The sequence below is a fragment of the Acidimicrobiales bacterium genome (assembly GCA_041394265.1).
Lineage (GTDB): Bacteria > Actinomycetota > Acidimicrobiia > Acidimicrobiales > SZUA-35 > JBBQUN01.
Genome location: JAWKIO010000005.1, coordinates 3238566 through 3257715, shown reverse-complemented (window position 1 = coordinate 3257715; position 19150 = coordinate 3238566). Strand labels below are relative to the sequence as shown.

Here is a 19150-nt window from a genome sequence, read left to right as displayed (position 1 = left end):
ACGTGAGCAACACTCCCACCACCCCCTTCGACTGGTCGCCCCACCCACTCGACTGGCAGCGTGCCGCCGGCGTGCTGTTCGACCTCGACGGGGTGATCACTCCGACGGCGCTGGTGCACGAACGAGCCTGGAAGGCACTGTTCGACTGGTTCCTCGAGCAGCGCGGCGCCGACCACGACGTGGCCGACCGCTCACCGTTCACCGTCGACGACTACCTGCGCTACGTCGATGGCAAGCCCCGCTATCTCGGCGTCCGGTCCTTCCTCGAATCACGCGGGGTCCACCTCCCCGAGGGCACACCCGACGACGAGCCCGGCCATGAGACGGTCTGCGCACTCGGCAACCGCAAGAACATCGAATTCAACCAGATCATCGAGGTCGACGGGGTCGACGCCTATCCCGGTTCGCTCGCCCTGCTCGACCACCTCGACTCACTCGGTGTCGCCCAGGCCATCGTGTCGTCATCCAAGAACGCCGTCCCGGTGCTCGCGGCGGCCGGGCTCGGCGGCCGCTTCGAGATCATCGTCGACGGTCTCGTCAGCGCCGAGCTCGGCCTGCACGGCAAGCCGGCTCCCGACGCCTTCCTGCTCGGCGCCGAACGGCTCGGGGTCGACCCGGCGCAGACGATCGTCGTCGAAGACGCCACCTCGGGCGTGGCAGCCGGAGCCGCCGGTGGCTTCGGCCTGGTGATCGGCGTCGACCGGGGCTCGTTCACCGACGAGCTGTTGGCCAATGGCGCCTCGTTCGTCGTCAAGGACCTGGGCGAATTGGTGCCCTGAGCCCGGCCGGCAACCGAAACCCTCGTACTCGCCCCGAAAACTCCGAAGAGAAGACCAATGCTTCGACACGACACGCCGCTCCACCTGCCGACGCCACGCTTCGACACGAGTGACCCGTGGCGCCTGGTCGAGACCGAATACGACGGCTCCGACCTGGGTCTGACCGAGACCCTGTTCGCCCTCGGCAACGGCTACCTCGGCATGCGGGCCAATCCCGAGGAAGGCCGCGAGGCCCACAGCCACGGCACCGTGCTCAATGGCTTCCACGAAACCTGGCCGATCCAGCACGCCGAGAATGCCTACGGCTTCGCCACCACCGGTCAGACGATCGTCAACGTGCCCGACGCAAAGGTGATGAAGATCTACGTCGACGACGAGCCCCTGCTCCTCGGTGAGGCCGACCTCGACCACTACGAGCGGGTTGTCGACTTCCGGGCAGGAACGCTCACCCGAGACCTCGTCTGGCGCACCCCGAGCGGCGGTCGAGTACAGATCCGCACGCAGCGCCTGATCAGCTTCGAGTATCGCCATCTCGCCGTGGCCTCGGTCGAGATCACCGCGCTCGACGCCTCGGCGCCGATCGTCATCTCGTCCCAGCTCCTCAACCGACAAGACGGTGAAGACGAGTACCACGTCCGTTCGGCGGCGCTGGGTGAGGGCATGGATCCCCGAAAGTCCCGCCGGTTCGGCCGCCGGGTGCTCGTCCCGCAGATCCAGCGTCACGACGGCGACGACGTCGTTCTCGGCTACCGGTGCGCCGAGAGCGGGATGACCGTCTCGGTTGGTTATCGCCACCTGGTCGAGTGTGACTGCGATGTCGAGACCGACACCGTCGTCTCGGCCGATCACGCCAAGACCGTGTTCTCGATCGAGTTGGCCCAGGGCCAGACGGTCAAGCTGTCGAAGATCATCTCGTACCACTCGTCGCGCGGCGTTCCCGCCGAGGAACTCGCCGATCGCTGCCAGCGCACTATCGCCCGTGCCATCAGCGTTGGACTCGACACCGTCTTCGACGCCCAGCGAACCTGGCTCGACGACTTCTGGCGCCGCAGCGACATCCAGATCGACGACGGCGGCGACGGCTCGCTTGCCGCCGACCAGCAGGCGATCCGGTGGAACCTGTGGCAGCTCGCCCAGGCGTCCGCTCGAACGCAGGAACAGGGCATTGCCGCCAAGGGCGTCACGGCCGACGGCTACGAAGGCCACTACTTCTGGGACACCGAGGTCTACGTCCTTCCGTTCCTCGCCGTGACGCACCCCGAACTGGCCCGCAAGCTCCTCCGGTTCCGTTGGAAGCTGCTGCCGCTCGCTCGGGAGCGAGCCCGCACGCTGAACCAGAACGGGGCGCTCTTCCCCTGGCGGACGATCAACGGTGAGGAAGCGTCGGCCTACTACGCCGCCGGTACTGCGGCCTATCACATCAACGCCGCCATCGCGTTCGCCATCGAGCGCTACATGGACGCCACCGACGACCTCGACTTCCTCGCCGACGAAGGTGCCGAGGTGCTCACCGAGACGGCTCGGCTGTGGGAGGACCTCGGCTTCTACACCACCAACGGATCGGTGAAGTTCCGCATCCACGGGGTAACCGGTCCCGACGAATACACCGCCGTGGTCAACGACAACCTCTACACGAACGTGATGGCGCGGTTCAATCTCCGCTTCGCCGCCAACACCGTCGAACGGCTGAAGGCCGAGCGACCCGCCGACTACCAGCGTCTGGTTCGCAAGACGGGCCTCACCGACGACGAGGTGGTGGCCTGGAACCGGGCCGCCGACCACATGTTCCTTCCCTTCGACGCCGACCTCGGCATCCACCCCCAGGACGACAGCTTCCTCGAGCGAGAGCCCTGGGACTTCGAGGACACACCCGACGAGAAGTACCCGCTGTTGCTGCACTTCCACCCGCTGGTCATCTACCGGCATCAGGTGCTGAAGCAGGCCGACGTCGTCCTCGCCATGTACTTGCGGGCCGACCACTTCACCGACGACCAGAAGCGTCGCAACTTCGACTACTACGACCCGATCACCACCGGCGACTCGTCACTGTCGGCGTGTGTGCAGGCGATCGTGGCCGCCCAGATCGGGCGTGACGAGCTGGCGTACGAGTACTTCCGCCAGGCGCTCTATGTCGACCTCGCCGACACCCACGGCAACGCGTCCGACGGGGTGCACATCGCGTCGACCGCCGGCGTGTGGGCCGGTGTGGTGTTCGGCTTTGGTGGGCTGTCGTTCGACGGTGACGCGCTGCGGTTCACACCCAATCTGCCCGAGGCATGGTCGGCGGCACGATTCCGGATGATGCGGTTCGGCACGCAGATCGAGGTCGAGCTGGCCAAGGACGGTAGCTGCACCGTCACCTCCCTCGAGGGCCCGAGCCTCAAGGTCGGCACGGCGACCGAGACCTTCGAGCTCGCTCCGGGCGCCACGCTCACCCTCCCGGCGACGACGGCCGACTGACCGATCGAGTTTCGACAACTCCGGTACCACGAGGCCGTCTGCGGCATCCACGTACCGGAGATGCCGACGCACGGCGAGCGGTACCAGCAAGTCCGGTACCACGGTGCCGTCTGCGGCATCCACGTACCGGAGACGCTGATCAGACGGGGGAAGCCGCTGGGGCGAACCAGGCGCCGTGGGGGTGGGTCCAGCCGATGGTCCTCGGCTCGATCTCGCCTCGATCGAAGTGAAGCGCACCGACGAGACTCGGGCTCGTCGGTGTGTCGACCGTGAAGTCGGGCAGCGCCAGACCCGGAGCGACACCCGGGAACTCCATGCTCAACCACACGATCGGCCGGTTTACCGAGGCAGCCCGCAGCACCTCGACCAGGCGCTCCCGGTCGGCGGGGCGCAGATACGCGGCCGCCCAAGAGGTGAGCACCGTGACCAGGAGGTCGGCAGGTGCCTGGTCGATCAGTGAGGTCAGGTCGTCGACCATGTCACCCTGCTCGATGCGAGGTGGGTTGCTCCGGAGCTGGGTGAAGGCCTGAGCGGCACGCTCGAGCCGGTGCGGTTGATCAGGCCAGAGACAAGCCTGCATCCAGGTGACGGCCTCATCGTCGGACAGATCGACCGGCGCCCGCTCCAGCCCGACTCGCCAACCAATGCAGACGAGCGATTCGGGAAGCGGAAGCATCGAATGCACGTGCGGTCCCCGCAGCTCGGACGCGACGAGCGGTCCACCGCTCGGACCGAATGCGCCGTCGTCGCCGAAGTCGATCCGGTAGCGATCGACCGCGAGGTTCAGGCCGGCGCTACAACCGGCATCGATGAGGGCCAAGCCTGCTGGCCCCGCACCGGTGCCCACATACGACTCGGCGACGGAGTGGAGCGCGAGCGACAGCGGTGCACTTCGCCCACATTCGTTGGTCTGGGTGAATCTGGTCGCCAGCAGTCGAGCCACCTCGTCACGGTGCGAGAGCACCACGTCGACAAAGCCTTCTCCGGCATCGTCGCTGCGACCCGACTCATAGATCTCGCACAGCCGGTCGAGCGCTGGGTCGCGAGTCGCCGGCCCACTTGCCCGGTGTCGCAGCACCAAGGCGTGTACTGCGGCCAGCAACAGGTTGGGCTGGCGAGCGTGCGACGGACCGTCGGCGGTGACCTGCAGCACCTCGGCCCGGTCGGCGACTGTCTCGCAGATCGAGCGGTACAGCGGGGTGTAAGTCCCGCATTCGTCGCGAGCGAACCGCAGCCACACTGCCCGCAACTGCTCGAGGTCGGGCGGGAAGTGAAGATCGATCGACATGTCCGCCAGGATCGATGCTCGGTGTCGCTGCTGCAATCTTGATTGCGTCGTGCTTGACGCGATCAACACCGGCCTGTCGCGGTCGACATCGCCTTGGCGCGACCGGCCCCGCTCTGGAGCGATCGGCCCGGCGAGGTGTCTCGCCTGGACCATTGCGTACGATGTCACCATGCGATTGACCGGTGATGACACGAGTGGTTCGTTGGTGGGGTTGTCGTTCGTCGACGCCTTCCGAGCGCAGGAGTTCCTGCTCGCCGCCAAGAGCCTCGACGCCAACAAGCACCTCAAGCTGAACGACGCCGTCATCGTGGTGAAGAACACCGATGGTCGCACCACCGTGCAGGAGACGCACGATCTCCAGCCGGCCAGCAGCGCCATCTCGGGTGCGGTCTGGTCCGGGTTCATCGGCCTCATCCTCGGCGGCCCTGTCGGTTGGGTTGCCGGCACCGTGCTCGGCGCCGGTACCGGCGCTGCCGCGGCCAAGGTCATCGATCTCGGGATCTCCGACGAGTGGGTCGAGTGGTTCCGCGACGAGGTCGAACCCGGCACCACCACCGTGGTGCTGTTGGTGGAAGACGTCGACCGCAACATGCTCGTGGCCGAGGCGGCCAGGTTCAACGGCGCGAAGCTCGTGATGTCGACCTTCGAACCATCGACCATGCAGCGCATCGGCGACGCACTCGGGTCGACCATTCCGGTCGTTCACCATGACGACGACACCGCAGAGCACGACACCGCCTCTGGCGCCGCAGACGACGAGATCACCTCCGGCGCCGCCGGAGAGGACTGATCGATGACCGGTCCGATCGGTCTCGTCGGCAGTGGGGAATTCCTCGCGTGCTCCGACGTGATCGACGGCGCACTGCTCGATCGGGTGTCGGGCCGCGCGGCCCGGGCCGTCATCATCCCGACGGCTGCGGGGCAGGAGGGGCCGACCAGCGTCGGTTCCTGGCTCGACAAAGGCATCGCCCACTTCGACCGACTCGGGCTCGAACCGGTCCCGCTGTCGATCATCGATCGCGTAGGAGCCGACGACCCCGCCAACGCCGAGCAGATCGGTGATGCGTCGATCATCTACTTCTCGGGCGGCAACCCGGCGTACGTCATCGAGACGATGCGCAACACGCTCGTGTGGGCTGCGGTGCTCGCCGCGTGGCGAGACGGTGCTGCGCTCGCCGGTTGCTCGGCCGGCGCCATGATGATGGGCTCGGTCACTGCGTCGCCCCGCCAGGCCGGCCTCGTCACGGGCCTCGGGGTGTTCGCTGACCTCTGCGTCATCCCCCACTTCGACCGCTTCGACTCGTTTCGCCCCGGCATGACCGACTCGATTCTCGGCTCGGTTGCCCCCGGCACCACGGTGATCGGCGTCGACGAGGAGACCGGGCTCGTCGTCCACGACGGCGAGTCGTTCGTGATGGGCCGCCGAGCGGTCTGGTCACTCACGAGCGAGGGTCGCACCGGCTGGCACCACGGCGACTCGACGACCCTCCGCCTCAGCATCGCAGATACCGACTGACCCGCACGACGCGGGTCAGAGGATCGGCCATTCGGCCTCGGGGTCGATCGGCCACCTCGGTCCGTCAGCGCGAGCATGCTCGAAGTTTTGGACCCGGAGCGTTGTCAACCCCGGGCTGTCGGCGGTCACGATCTCGGTCGCGAGGTCGGCGAATCCGGCGCGGAAGTGCTGGCTGCTCTTGAGCACCACGAGGCCGTAGGTCTCGACGTCGATGCCGTGAAGGGCGAAGACCTCACGATCGAAGACCTGCGAGCGTTCCGACACGACGATCACGTCGAGCCCGTCCCGGCCACCGACCTGCAGGCGAGCCGACCGCCCGTAGTCCGCCGCCACCCCAGCCAGCATCGGCGAGGAATAGATGAATCGGCCATCGGTCACGCATTTCACGTAGACGTCCAGCTCGAGCGGCGCACCGTGCAACTGGTCGTGCTTCCCACCAAGCGATACTCGAATGACCGAACTCGGCCCGGCCTCGTGTGCCTGCTGGGCGACCATTGGATCGAAGATCGTGGCGAAGCAGGCCCGCGCCGGGTTGGCCTCCACCAGCGCTCGCAGTACGTGCGTTGCGTCGCCCGGCGTGCCTCCGCCGGGGTTGTCGGCGGTGTCGTTGACGACCACCGGCCCGCCCTTCACAGCGACCAGATCCATCGCTCGGCGCAGTGCGAGCTCTGGGGTCAACGACTCACCCCGGAACTCCTCGCGCCGCTGCCAGACCTCGGCGGCGAGACGCTGGGCCACCGCACGGGCCAGTTCGGGATCGCCGTTGGTCGATACGACGATCGATGAACCGGCCTGCGGAATGTCGGTGTAGGGGAATCCGTGGAAGAACGCGGCACGCAGGACACCCGGTTCGTTTGTCGCTGCGAGACAGCGATCCCGGAGTTCGGCCGCAACGCCGCGGTCGGTCGTCGACGTCGGAATCAGGAGCGGAAGGCGTTCGACGACGGTTTCGGGCCGCCACTCACCCGAGGCCAACCGAGGAACGGCCTCGATCGCCTCGACTCCTCGCTCGTACATGTCGACATGCGGGTACTCGTAGACGCCGAGCAGGTAGTCGTAGACCTCGTTCATCTCCTCGGTGATGCTGCCGTGGAGGTCGAGGGTGGTCAGCAGCGGAATCGATTCGCCGATCACCGATCGGATCGAGGCACCGAGATCGGCCTCCAGGTCATCGATGCCTTCGACGATGCCTGCGCCATGGGTGTCGAGCACGACGGCATCCAGCGGCAACGCAGCCTCGATCCGCTCGACCAGCTCGTCCCGCAGCAGCGAATACGTCTCGGCTTCGATCGTCCCCGACGGTTGGGCGAAGGCGTGCAGCGTCGGCACCACTTCGTGCCCCGCCGCCCGTGCGCCGGCGATCATGCCGCCGATGAAGGTGCGCGTGCCCTCGTATCGCAAGATCCGCTCATCGCGGCGTACGCCGAAGGACGACAAGGACGTCATCCCGAACGAGTCGACGGCGTAGCTGTTGGTCTCGTGGACGATTCCTCCAATGGCGATTCGCATGAGGGCGAACCGTAGCGGTCCGGGCATAAGCCGGTCCGGGTTGGCGTTGGTGACGGGAGGCGACGACACTCGACCACTCGGACCACATGAGGTGATACACGTGTCCCCAACCAACGAGCACACGACCGTCGACGGCGTTTCGATCGATCCGAGCTCGATCGACCAGCGAGCGAAGATCGACCCGGCCTCGATGCCACTGTCGGTGCTGGATCTGGCCATCGTCGCCAAGGGCACCACCAGCGCTCAGGCGCTCGGCGAGGCAACCGAGATGGTCAAGGTCGCCGACCGATTGGGCTATCGCCGGTTCTGGGTGGCCGAGCACCACAACATGTCGAGCGTCGCATCGACCAACCCGCCGGTGCTGATGGCGCACCTCGCGGCCCATTCCGAGCGCATCCGTGTCGGCTCGGGCGGGGTCATGCTCCCCAATCATGCGCCGCTCGTGGTCGCCGAACAGTTCGCCCTGCTCGAAGCACTCAACCCCGGCCGCATCGACCTCGGCATCGGTCGGGCGCCGGGCACCGACCGCAACACCGCTGCGGCACTTCGACGCTCGGTTCAGGGGCTCGACGAAGACTTCCCTCGTCACCTGCTCGACGTCATGGGTCTGCTCGGCGATGAGCGGGTCGAGGAAGGATTGTTCAAGCACTTCCGGGCGACGCCAGTGGCGACCTCGGCGCCGGTGGTGTGGCTGCTCGGCTCGAGCGGGTTCAGCGCCCAGCTCGCCGGTGTGCTCGGCCTCCCGTTCGCCTTCGCCAACCACTTCGACATGGGTGGCACCGAGCAGGCGGCCCAGATCTACCTCGACCACTTCGAGCCGTCGGTCGTGCTCGACGCTCCGCATCTCATGGTCTCGGCCACCGTCGTCGTCGGCGCAACACCAGAGGAGGCCGACTACCTGGCCGCGCCGAGCAAGCTCCGGCGGTTCGCGCTCCGCACCGGACAACCGGTCGAGCTGGTCGGCCCCGATGAAGCCATGGCCCATCCGAACTTCGCCACCGCCACCTCGATGCCGAGCAACTCTCTCGTCGGCACCGCTGAGACCGTGGTCGAGGGGCTGCGTCAGCTCCGGGCTCGAACGGCAGCCGACGAGCTGATGCTCTACCCCGTCGCCCATGCGCTCGAGCATCGTGTCGCCTCCCTGGAGGGCATCGCTGCCCAATGGTCGACGACGTGAGCCTCGCCGCCCGTTGAACTCCTCGAGCTCAGCGGGCGAGCGAGCAAGCGATCAGCCTCGCTGGAGGCGGCCCGGGCGTTCGCCGGTGAGCTCGTCGTCGAGCACCGTGACCACGCCTCGCTTGATCGTGGCCTTGTAGCCCTCGACCCGCTGCATCAGTCGGGTGCCGCCGGCCGGCAGATCAGCCACGAGGTGGGGCGCCATCACCCGCAACTTGTCGTGGTCGATCACGTTGATGTCGGCCAGCATCCCTGGAGCGAGGACGCCACGGTCGGTCCAGCCGACGTGCTGAGCCGTCGCCTGGGTCTGGCGATGCACGACGTCTTCGAGCGGAATCAACTCACCGCGTGAGCGATCTCGCGTCCAGTGGGTGATTGCCGTGGTCGGCATCGAGCCGTCGGAGATGGCGTTGCAGTGGGCACCGGCGTCGGACAGACCGAAGATGGAGTTCGACGAGGTCATCATCTCGCGCACGTCGTCGAGGTCGCCGTTGGCGTAGTTCATCAGCGGGATGTAGAGCAGACGCTCGCCGTCGTTGTCGAGCAGGAGATCGTAGAGCACCTCACTCGCCGGTCGGCCCTGGGCCTCGGCCAGACCGGCGACCGAGTTCTCCGGCGTCGGTTCGTAGTCGGGCACATCGGCCAACGGGTACATGCGGTCGTATGCCGAATGGATGATCCGGGCGAACAGCTTGGGATCGGCGGCACCGTGCTCGGCAAGGATCGCCGCCTTCACCTCGGGCTTGGCCAGTTCGGCCAGGCGCTCCTGCTTCGACATTCCGGCCATCGCCACATAGGTGGCGCTGAAGTTCAGCGGGTTGGCCGACGCGTTGAGTCCGATCAGTACGCCGATGGGGCGAATGGCCACCTGCGCCTTGGCATGTGCACCGGCTTCGTTCCACTGGCCGATCGCATCGAGCAGTTCGCGGAACCGGTTGGGTGTGTCGTCGTTCTGCTGGACCGTGAAACTGATCGGGCGACCGGTCTCGGTCGCGAGACGCCGCAGCAGGTCGATCTCGGCGTCGACCAGCTCGTCGTCGTCGGACTGGTAGGCGTCGGAGATCAGCTGGATGACACCACGGTCGAGCTTCGACAGCGCCGAGGCGATGCCGAGGACCTCGTCGGTGGAAGCCTTGAGCGTGCCGATGCGTCGACCGGTGCTCGTGCGGTGGGCGATGGTGCGCGACGTGGTGAACCCGAGGGCGCCCGCCGCAATGGCCTCTTCGCACAGCAGCGCCATGGTGGCGATCTGGTCGGCGTCGGCGGCGATCTCGAGGTCGGCGCCGTCGTCACCCATCACGTAGTAACGGAGCGCGGCGTGCGGCACCTGTGTACCGATGTCGATTGGCCACTCCCGCCGCTCGAGTGCATCGAGGAACTCGGGGAAGCTCTCCCACTCCCACTGCAAACCCTCGGCGAGTGCGGCGCCGGGGATGTCTTCGACTCCTTCGAGCAGTTCGATCAGGTACTGCCGGTTGGTCGGGTGGGCCGGAGCGAAACCCACGCCGCAGTTACCGACGACGAGCGAGGTGACGCCGTTGATCGACGACGGAGCGAGGTCGGGGTCCCACGTGAGCTGGCCGTCGTAGTGGGTGTGGATGTCGACCCACCCCGGCGTGACGATCATGCCCGCGGCGTCGATGGTCCGCCGAGCTGGCCCGAGATCGGTCCCGATCGCGGTGATGGTGTCGTTGTCGATGGCGATGTCGGCCATGAAGCGCTCGGCTCCAGTGCCATCCACCACGGTCCCATTGGTGATGACGAGATCATGCATGTCGACCAGTCTCCCACCATCGGCCGCCGCAAGACCAACACGACGGCGCATCCGATGGCCGGACGTGGCTCACCGACGCCTGCTTGTATCGATCAAGAAACCACTTGACCAATGATCGGGAATCACCGATCATTCGGCAGATGTCGATCAATGGAGGGCGGGACGAACCCGACGACGCAGCCACCGATGCCACCGGCGGCCCCGACTACGACCTGGCGCCACTGGTGCACGCCGAGCGGCCCGAGCAACTGAAGGCGCTGGCCAGCCCGATCCGCAAGACGATCCTCGACCTCGTGCTCGACCGGGCGGCAACGGTGAGCGAGCTGGCCGAGGCGTTGGGACGTCCGAAGAGCAGCGTGGCCCACCACGTCGACGTCCTCACCGGGGTCGGACTGTTGGCCGTCGTGCGGACCCGTCGGGTGCGGGCCATCGACGAACGGTTCTACGGCCGGACCGGACGCACGATCATGATCGGCTCCGACCTCTCACCCGAGGAGGCAACCGGCACGAGCATGTTGCGAGAGGCGGCAGCCGAACTCGGCGATGCCACAACGGACTTCTCGACCCTGCGCCACGTCCGCATCTCGGCCGAACACGCCGAAGCGTTCTTCGCCCGTGTGGTCGAGCTGGCCGAGGACTTCACCCGACTCCCTCGTTCCGGGTCGACCGTCTACGGCTTCATCGGCGCCGTCTATCCCACCGAACAACCCGTCCTTCCCAACAACGACCGAGTCGAGCAGCCATGACGCCACCCGCCGACGACGCGACCGAGACGGTGACGAGCGACGACGCATTCGCTGCCCTCGAAGCGCCCACCCCCGGCACCGCACCGTCGCCGGGCAGGCTCGGGATCAACTACTACAAGCTGCTGACCGCCTCGGGGATCTCGAATCTCGGCGACGGCATCGGGCTCATCGCCTATCCCTGGCTGGCATCGGCGATCACCCGGAACCCGATCCTGATCGCGCTGGTGGCGGTCGTGCAGCGTCTCCCGTGGCTGGTCTTCAGCCTCCCCGCCGGGGTCATCACCGACCGCAACGATCGGCGCAAGCTGATGGTCTGGTCCAACGCTGCCCGCGCCGTGCTCACCACGGCGGTCGCCCTCATGGTGCTCCTGCGACAGGGCGACCTCCCCGGGCCCGATTCGGTTGCCGACAGCCAGCTGATCGTGTCCACCGATCTCGTGCTGTACCTCGTGTTGTTGCTCGCGACGCTCTCGCTCGGTGTCGCCGAGGTGCTCTACGACAACTCGGGTCAGACGTTCATGCCGTCGGTCGTCGCCTCCGACAAACTCGAGAAGGCGAACGGTCGAATGTGGAGCGTCGAGATGATCGCCAACACCTTCGCCGGACCACCGCTCGGCGCCCTCTTGATTGCTGTCGCCTTCTCGCTCTCGTTCTTCGTCGATGCGGCGACCTTCGCCCTGTCGGCGGCGATCATCGCCTCGATCTCGGTGAGCGTGAAACCCCGACCGCCCAAGGAACAGGCCACGAGCTGGACGAGCGAGCTGGCCGAGGGCGTCCGCTGGCTCTGGAGCCACGAGCTGCTCCGCCCGATGGCGATCATCCTGGGCCTGATGAATGGGCTCGGCACGCTGACCGGCGCCCTGCTGGTGCTCTTCGCACAGGAGGTCCTCGACACATCGGCGACCGAGTTTGCGCTGCTGAACACCGGCGGCGCCATCGGCGGCGTGATCGGCGGCTGGGTGGCGGGAAGCGTCGCCAAGCGCATCGGTACCGGACCCTCGCTGTGGCTCACCCTGCTCGGGGGTGCCGTGACCAACGTGGTGATCGGACTCACCAGCTGGTGGGGCATCACCTGGTTCATGTTCGCCGTGTTCATGATGCTCGCCGTGCTGTGGAACGTGATCACGGTGAGCCTCCGCCAAACGATCATCCCCGACGAACTCCTGGGCCGGGTCAACAGCGTTTACCGGTTCTTCGCATGGGGCATGATGCCGATCGGCGCCCTCCTGGGCGGACTGATCGTCTCGATCACCGACCGGTACGGCTCCCGAGAGCTGGCGCTGCGCCTTCCGTGGTTCATCGCCGCCGGAGGCAGCGTGCTGTTGTTCGTGTTCGGCGCCCCTCGACTGTCAACGGCCAAGATCGAGGCCGCCCGGTCGGCAGCCACCGCCGACACCTAGCACTGCAGGCAACTAGAATCGGCGGATGCCACAGGTCGAAGCCAACGGGATCACCATCGAGTACGAATCGACCGGCGAGGGCGAACCGCTCCTCCTCATCATGGGGCTCGCCGGCCAGCTCACCGACTGGTCCGACGACTTCGTCGGCGAGTTCGTCCAACGGGGTTTCCGGGTCATCCGCCACGACAACCGCGACGCCGGCCTCAGCACCGAGTTCGACTGGCCCACCCCCACCCGAGCGGCAATCGCCCGAGCCATGCTGCGACGCAAGCCCGTCGCAGCCGGCTACACCGTCGACGACATGGCCACCGACGCCGCCGGGTTGCTCGATGCGCTCGACATCGACGCCGCCCACGTCGTCGGCATGTCGATGGGCGGGATGATCGCCCAGTCGCTCGCCATCAACCACGCCCACAAGGTCCGCTCGCTCACCTCGGTCATGTCCAACACCGGCGACCGCAAGAACGGCGGGGTCAACAAGAGAGTGTTGATGAAGCTGGCCCGGGCCAAACCCCCAACCAAGGAGACGGCTGCCGAGGATGGCACCGAGATGTACTCCCTCTGGGCCGGATCGTCGTGGGACCGAGCCGAGCATCTCGCGACGGCTCGCCGAGCGGTGGAGCGTAGCTACCGACCGGCCGGCGTCGAGCGCCAAACGGCAGCCATCGCCGCCAGCGCCGACCGCACCCCTGGTCTGCGCAACGTCACAGCGCCGACCCTCGTCGTGCACGGACTCGAGGACAAGCTCGTGATGCCGTCCGGCGGTGTCGCAACCGCCAACGCCGTGCCCGGCTCACGGTTGCTCATGTTCCCCGACATGGGTCACGACATCCCACGGACTCGCCACACCGAGATCGCCGATGCCATCCTGGCCAACACCGAGCGAGGATCCGTACCCGTCGGCGTCTGACCCGCCGACTCCCGACGGCCTCGCCGGTCGCCGAACAAGCCAACGCCAGCAGCCCGGGGGACCACCATGAGCGCTCATCACGGACACGACGACGGACCACTCGACCCACCACATCTCGTCGAGGTGGCCGAGAACGTCTACGCCTACATCCAGCCCGACGGCACGTGGTGGATCAACAACACCGGGTTCATCGTCGCCGACGACGGCGTCACGGCGATCGACACCTGCTCGACCGAGCGACGTACGAAGGCGTTCCTCGAAACGGTCGCCGGGGTCACCGACGCGCCGATCCGTGTCGTGATCAACACCCATCACCACGGCGACCACACCCACGGCAATTACCTGACCCATCCGGCAACGATCATTGGCCATGTCCGGTGTCGCGATCTGGTCATCGCCTCCGGCAAGCCCAACTTCGGCAACATCTGGGACGGGCCCGAGTGGGGCGAGATCGAGATCGCTCCCCCGTTCGTCACCTTCGACGACCATCTCACGGTGTGGACCGGCGACGTCTGCGCCCAACTCCACTACATCGGCACGCCCGCCCACACCACCAACGACATCGTCGCCTACCTGCCCGACCAGAAGGTGCTCTACACCGGCGACCTGATCTTCAACGGGGGCACGCCATTCATGCTCATGGGGTCGGTGGCCGGCTCACTGGCCGCCGTCGAGCGGATCCGCCAGTTCGATGCCGACGTGATCGTCCCCGGCCACGGGCCGATCTGCGATCTCGCCGCGCTCGACCAGCACGTCCGCTACTACGAGTTCGTGCTCGCAACGGCCGCCGATGCGAAAGCCAGCGGCGTGTCGCCGCTCGAAGCCGGCCGCAGCGTCGACCTCGGCGAGTTCGCCGACCTGCTCGACGCCGAGCGCATCGTCGGCAACCTCCACCGGGCGATGCACGAACTCGACGGCAACGAACCGGGCTCCGCCATCGACCTCGTGGCCGCCATCGGCGACATGGTCGCCTACAACGGCGGCCAGCCACTCCGCTGTCTGGCCTGACCGCCCGTCCGTCGACGGCACCCTCGTCCCAAGCTGAGAGCCAGAGCGACAACCACCACCGTTTCCGAGACGAGGAGCGACAGTTCTGACGCCATGGGTCTCGAGAACCGTGGGGGGTGTCGTCATGGGTCTCGAGAACGGACAGGGGCGGCGCGAGTAGGGTCCCGGGCATGACACAGGGATCGAGTCAGCCTGCAGGATTCGGCGGTGAGACCGTCGCCGGGATCGCCCAACGAGTCCGCACCAGAGCACAGTCGGCCCGTGAGGTCACCGAGGCGGCCCTCGCCCGTATCGACGCGCTGAACCCCACACTCAACGCCTTCGTCGCTTGGGATGCCGACGGCGCCCTCGCGCAAGCCGATGCGATCGACCAGCGCATCGCCAAGGGCGAGGACGTCGGCCCGCTCGCCGGTGTGCCCATGGGCGTCAAGGATCTCGAGGCAGTCGAGGGATTCGTCACGAGCTTCGGATCGGCGCTCCACGTCAACGATGCGCCGGCGACCGCCGACTCGGTCCACGTCGCCCGCTACCGGGCGGCGGGCGCCGTCATCATCGGCAAGACCAACACGCCCGAATACGGGCACAAGGGCGCCACCGACAACGTCCCCTTCGGCGCCACACGCAATCCCTGGTCGACCGATCACTCCCCCGGCGGCTCGTCCGGTGGGTCGGCCGCCGCACTGGCCTCGGGCATGGTGCCGCTGGCCACCGGGTCCGACGGCGGCGGCTCGATCCGGATTCCGGCCGCACTCTGCGGGTTCTCCGGACTCAAGCCGACCACCGGGCGGATCCCGATCCCCGGCAGTGCGATGCCCGGCTCGGGGTTGCTGAGCGCGAACGGCCCGATGGCGTTGCGAGCCTCCGACTCGGCCTACGCCCTCGACGTCGTGGTCGGCCCCGATCCTCGTGACCCACTGTCGCTCCCCCACCCCGGTCAGTCGTGGGCTGCTGCGGTCGCCACCGCCGAAGCACCGGAACGAGTGGTGTGGTCGCCCACGTTCGGCTTCGCCGACGTCGACGACGAGGTCATGGAGGCATGCACCGCAGCGGTGCGAGCGTTGGAATCGGCCGGCACCGAGATCATCGAGGTCGAGTCGATCTTCGACGCCGACCCGGTCACCAGCTGGCTCGTGCTGTGGGTGGTGTCGCGGTTCAAGGCTCAGGGCCACCTCATCGACACGACGGAGTTCGAACAGCTGAGCGAGTCCATCAAACCGCACATCATGCTCGGCTCCCGGGTCACGGGCGTCGAGCACGCCCGGGCGCACGACGACGTCTACCGGCTCAACGCGCTGCTCGAGGACGCCTTCGACAAGGCACCACTCATCTTGAGCCCCACCACCGCGGGACGGGTCCCGAAGTTGGGCCACGACGGCACCATCAACGGCGTCGAGCAGCAGGGTTGGGTGCAGTTCACCTACGGCATCAACATGACTCGCAACCCTGCTGGCTCGGTGTGCGCCGGTCTCGACCGCGACGGACTTCCCATTGGGCTGCAGGTCATCGGTCGCCAACGCGCCGACGCCGAGGTCCTCGGTGCCATGGCCGTGTTGGAGGACGTCATCGGCTGCCACGCCGATCCTGCCAGTTGAGCCACCCGACCTGACGCCGGCGGCGCCCGACCCGATTCGTCGGAGGATTTCGTCGGAACTGGCGTCGGTGCTTGACTGGCGGGCATGAGCCAGCTGACTGAATCCGTACGCCTCGAACGTGAGGGCGACGTGGCCCTCGTCGTCGTCGACAACCCACCCGTGAACGCGCTGAGCCACCACGTGCGCCAGGGCATCCTCGACGGTGTCACCCAGGCCACCGACAGCGACGCCAAGGCGATCGTGATCATCTGCGACGGCCGCACGTTCATCGCCGGCGCCGACATCACCGAGTTCGGCAGCGCCCCCAAGGGCCCGTCGCTCCAGGCGGTGCAAGACGCCATGGAGAACAGCCCCAAGCCGGTCGTCGCCGCCATCCACGGCACGGCGCTGGGCGGTGGTCTCGAAGTGGCGTTGTGTGCGCACTTCCGTGTCGCCGACGCCGGCGCCAAGTTCGGCCTCCCCGAGGTCAAGCTCGGCCTTCTCCCCGGAGCCGGTGGCACGCAGCGGCTCCCCCGTGTGACCGGCGTCGAGAAGGCGCTCGACATGATGACCAGCGGCGACCAGATCGGCACCGACGAAGCCCTCGACTGTGGCCTCATCGACGAGATCGCCGACGACCTCCGGGCCGGCGCCGTCGCCTTCGCCAACAAGGTGGCGAACGAGGGCGCAACGCTCACCCGGATCCGCGACCGCGACGACAAGCTGGCCGCCGCCAAGGCCGACCCGTCGGTCTTCGCCAACATTCGCTCGAAGATCGCCCGCAAGACCCGCGGTTTCCTCGCTCCGGAATACAACATCCAGTGCATCGAAGCGGCAGTGAACCTGCCGTTCGACGAGGGACTCGCCGTCGAGCGCCGATTGTTCGGCGAGCTGATGAGCGACACCCAGTCGGCCGCACAGCGCTACTACTTCTTCGCCGAGCGAGCGGCCAACAAGGTCCCCGACATCCCCAAGGACACCCCGCTGGTCGACGTCAAGAAGGTCGGCGTGCTCGGGGCAGGCACCATGGGTGGCGGCATCGCCATGAACTTCGCCAACGTCGGCATCCCGGTCACGATCGTCGAGCGCGACGCCGAGAGCCTCGAGCGCGGCCTCGCCGTCGTCCGCAAGAACTACGAGCGTTCCTCGACCAGCACGCCCGAGTCCGTCAACGCTCGTATGGCCCTCATCACCGGCTCGACCGACAAGGCCGACTTCGCCGACTGCGACATGGTCATCGAGGCGGTGTTCGAAGACCTCGAGCTGAAGAAGAGCATCTTCGCCGAACTCGACCAGATCTGCCGGCCGGGCGCCATCATGGCCTCGAACACCTCGGCGCTCGACATCAACCAGATCGCTGCAGCCACCAGCCGGCCCGAAGCCGTCATCGGCCTCCACTTCTTCTCACCCGCCAACGTGATGAAGTTGCTCGAGGTCGTTCGCGGCGATGCGAGTTCCGACACCACCGTCGCCACCTCGATGGCAATCGCCAAGAAGATCAACAAGATCGCCGTTCTCGTCGGTGTCTGCCACGGCTTCGTTGGCAACCGCATGCTGTTCCAGCGAGGCATCGAGGCCAACAAGATCATCCTCGAGGGTGCCACGCCCGCCCAGGTCGACCGGGTGCTCTACGACTTCGGCTTCCCGATGGGCCCGTTCGCGATGAGCGACCTTGCCGGCCTCGACATCGGCTGGAAGGCCGAGAACTCGAAGAGCTCCAACGTCCGTGAGCTGATGTGCGAGAGCGGGCGGCGGGGCCAGAAGAACGGCCGGGGCTACTACACCTACGACCCCGAGACCCGAGCGTCCACACCCGATCCCGAGGTCGAGCAGATGATCCGCGACTTCGCCGCCGGCCAGGGCATCGAGCAGCGCGAGGTCACCGACCAAGAGGTGCTCGAGCGCTGTCTCTATCCGATGGTGAACGAGGGGGCGAAGATCCTCGAAGAGAAGATCGCCATCCGAGGCAGTGACATCGACGTGGTCTGGGTCAACGGCTACGGCTGGCCGGTCTACCGCGGCGGCCCCATGTTCTGGGCCGACACCGTCGGACTCGCCGAGGTCGCCGACAAGATCGCCGACTACTCCGAGCGCCTCGGCGGCGATCACTGGGCGCTGTCGCCGCTGCTGCGCAAGCTGGCCGACGAGGGTGGTTCCCTCCAGTCGACCAGCAACGGCTGATCCCGATGCCCGTACGAACCGAGCGACGCGACCGGATCACCATCCTCACCCTCGACCGCCAGGCGAAGCGGAACGCCATCGATCCCGAGATGACGGCGAGCCTCGATGCCGCCCTCAACGCTTTCGAGGACGACCCGGAGCAATGGGTGGCCGTCATCACCGGCGGCACCGAGATGTTCTCGGCCGGCAGTGACCTGGGAGCAGGCTCCGGCGAGCCCACGCCTCGGGGCGGTGAATACGGGATCATCCGCCGATCGCGCACCAAGCCACTCGTGGCCGCCGCCGAGGGTCTGGCCCTCGGCGGCGGGCTCGAGATCCTGTTCTGTTGCGACATCATCGTCGCCGCGTCGAACATCCGTCTTGGGCTCCCCGAGGTCAAGCGCGGTGTGCTCCCCACCAGCGGCGGACTGTTTCGGGCGCTGCGCTCGCTGCCGCTGCACATCGCCAAGGAAGTCGTGTTGACCGGGGCCGAACTCGACCCCCAGCTTGCGCTCCAGTTCGGGCTCGTCAACCGCCTCGTCACCCCGGGCACCGCCCTCGACGAGGCCATTGCCGTCGCCGAGACGATCGCCGCCAACTCGCCGACCTCGGTGCAGCAGAGCCTGCAGGCGATGACCGCCATCCTCGGCGCCGGCGACGACGACGGTTGGCGAGCGACCGAGGCGGCCAAGCAGGTTGTCTGGGCCTCCGACGATCGTGCCGAGGGCATCGCGGCCTTCTTCGAGAAGCGGCCGCCTCGATGGACGGGCCGCTGAGCCGGCCGGCGCCGCCGCCGAGGTCGATCAACTCGGCCGAGACCAACTGATGGAGACCTGCCGACCGAAGCTGAGCT

At 67.2% G+C, this 19150-nt stretch carries 15 protein-coding genes; 12 read left to right on the top strand and 3 right to left on the bottom strand.

Annotation, left to right across the window (positions count from 1 at the left end; genetic code table 11):
* Positions 1 to 2: 2 nt before the first annotated feature.
* Both R2733_15950 and R2733_15945 read left to right on the top strand, forming a co-directional pair.
* Positions 3 to 779, top strand: a complete 777-nt coding sequence (locus R2733_15950; GenBank protein ID MEZ5378002.1) for an HAD-IA family hydrolase — start codon at positions 3 to 5, stop codon at positions 777 to 779.
* Positions 780 to 836: 57 nt separating this feature from the next.
* A complete protein-coding gene (locus R2733_15945; protein MEZ5378001.1) occupies positions 837 to 3239 on the top strand; it encodes a glycosyl hydrolase family 65 protein in 2403 nt (800 codons plus the stop codon).
* Between the two features lie 139 nt (positions 3240 to 3378).
* On the opposite strand, the gene R2733_15940 is transcribed toward R2733_15945, so the two are convergent.
* Positions 3379 to 4527 carry a DUF2332 domain-containing protein gene (locus R2733_15940; protein ID MEZ5378000.1) on the bottom strand — a complete coding sequence of 383 codons (1149 nt, stop codon included), beginning with the start codon at positions 4525 to 4527 and terminating at the stop codon, positions 3379 to 3381.
* Between the two features lie 169 nt (positions 4528 to 4696).
* Here R2733_15940 and R2733_15935 point away from each other — a divergent pair, with 169 nt between their 5' ends.
* The gene (locus tag R2733_15935) at positions 4697 to 5317 is read left to right on the top strand and encodes a DUF1269 domain-containing protein (protein MEZ5377999.1); all 621 of its coding nucleotides are present in this window, start codon (positions 4697 to 4699) and stop codon (positions 5315 to 5317) included.
* A 3-nt stretch (positions 5318 to 5320) separates the two neighbouring features.
* Positions 5321 to 6043 carry a Type 1 glutamine amidotransferase-like domain-containing protein gene (locus tag R2733_15930; protein MEZ5377998.1) on the top strand — a complete coding sequence of 241 codons (723 nt, stop codon included), beginning with the start codon at positions 5321 to 5323 and terminating at the stop codon, positions 6041 to 6043.
* 15 nt (positions 6044 to 6058) lie between these two features.
* Here R2733_15930 and R2733_15925 read toward each other — a convergent pair whose 3' ends face one another.
* Positions 6059 to 7552 (bottom strand): M81 family metallopeptidase, encoded by a 1494-nt coding sequence (locus R2733_15925; GenBank protein ID MEZ5377997.1) that lies wholly within the window; start codon positions 7550 to 7552, stop codon positions 6059 to 6061.
* A gap of 100 nt (positions 7553 to 7652) precedes the next feature.
* Here R2733_15925 and R2733_15920 point away from each other — a divergent pair, with 100 nt between their 5' ends.
* A complete protein-coding gene (locus R2733_15920) occupies positions 7653 to 8729 on the top strand; it encodes an LLM class flavin-dependent oxidoreductase (GenBank protein ID MEZ5377996.1) in 1077 nt (358 codons plus the stop codon).
* A 51-nt stretch (positions 8730 to 8780) separates the two neighbouring features.
* On the opposite strand, the gene R2733_15915 is transcribed toward R2733_15920, so the two are convergent.
* The gene (locus tag R2733_15915) at positions 8781 to 10502 is read right to left on the bottom strand and encodes an amidohydrolase family protein (GenBank protein ID MEZ5377995.1); all 1722 of its coding nucleotides are present in this window, start codon (positions 10500 to 10502) and stop codon (positions 8781 to 8783) included.
* 140 nt (positions 10503 to 10642) lie between these two features.
* Here R2733_15915 and R2733_15910 point away from each other — a divergent pair, with 140 nt between their 5' ends.
* The 7 genes from R2733_15910 (at position 10643) to R2733_15880 (ending at position 19073) form a co-directional block, all read left to right on the top strand.
* On the top strand, positions 10643 to 11248 hold the full coding sequence (locus R2733_15910; protein ID MEZ5377994.1) for a helix-turn-helix domain-containing protein: 606 nt from the start codon (positions 10643 to 10645) through the stop codon (positions 11246 to 11248).
* Complete coding sequence (locus R2733_15905; protein ID MEZ5377993.1) at positions 11245 to 12648, top strand: MFS transporter; 1404 nt, start codon at positions 11245 to 11247, stop codon at positions 12646 to 12648. Before R2733_15910 ends, R2733_15905 begins: the two co-directional genes overlap by 4 nt.
* 25 nt (positions 12649 to 12673) lie before the next feature.
* Positions 12674 to 13558 carry an alpha/beta fold hydrolase gene (locus R2733_15900; GenBank protein MEZ5377992.1) on the top strand — a complete coding sequence of 295 codons (885 nt, stop codon included), beginning with the start codon at positions 12674 to 12676 and terminating at the stop codon, positions 13556 to 13558.
* A gap of 66 nt (positions 13559 to 13624) precedes the next feature.
* Entirely contained in the window at positions 13625 to 14566 is a 942-nt protein-coding gene (locus R2733_15895) for an MBL fold metallo-hydrolase (GenBank protein MEZ5377991.1), read from the top strand.
* A gap of 170 nt (positions 14567 to 14736) precedes the next feature.
* A complete protein-coding gene (locus R2733_15890; protein MEZ5377990.1) occupies positions 14737 to 16158 on the top strand; it encodes an amidase family protein in 1422 nt (473 codons plus the stop codon).
* Positions 16159 to 16242: 84 nt separating this feature from the next.
* Positions 16243 to 18318, top strand: a complete 2076-nt coding sequence (locus R2733_15885; GenBank protein ID MEZ5377989.1) for a 3-hydroxyacyl-CoA dehydrogenase NAD-binding domain-containing protein — start codon at positions 16243 to 16245, stop codon at positions 18316 to 18318.
* A gap of 5 nt (positions 18319 to 18323) precedes the next feature.
* The gene (locus tag R2733_15880) at positions 18324 to 19073 is read left to right on the top strand and encodes an enoyl-CoA hydratase-related protein (GenBank protein MEZ5377988.1); all 750 of its coding nucleotides are present in this window, start codon (positions 18324 to 18326) and stop codon (positions 19071 to 19073) included.
* Positions 19074 to 19150: the final 77 nt, after the last annotated feature.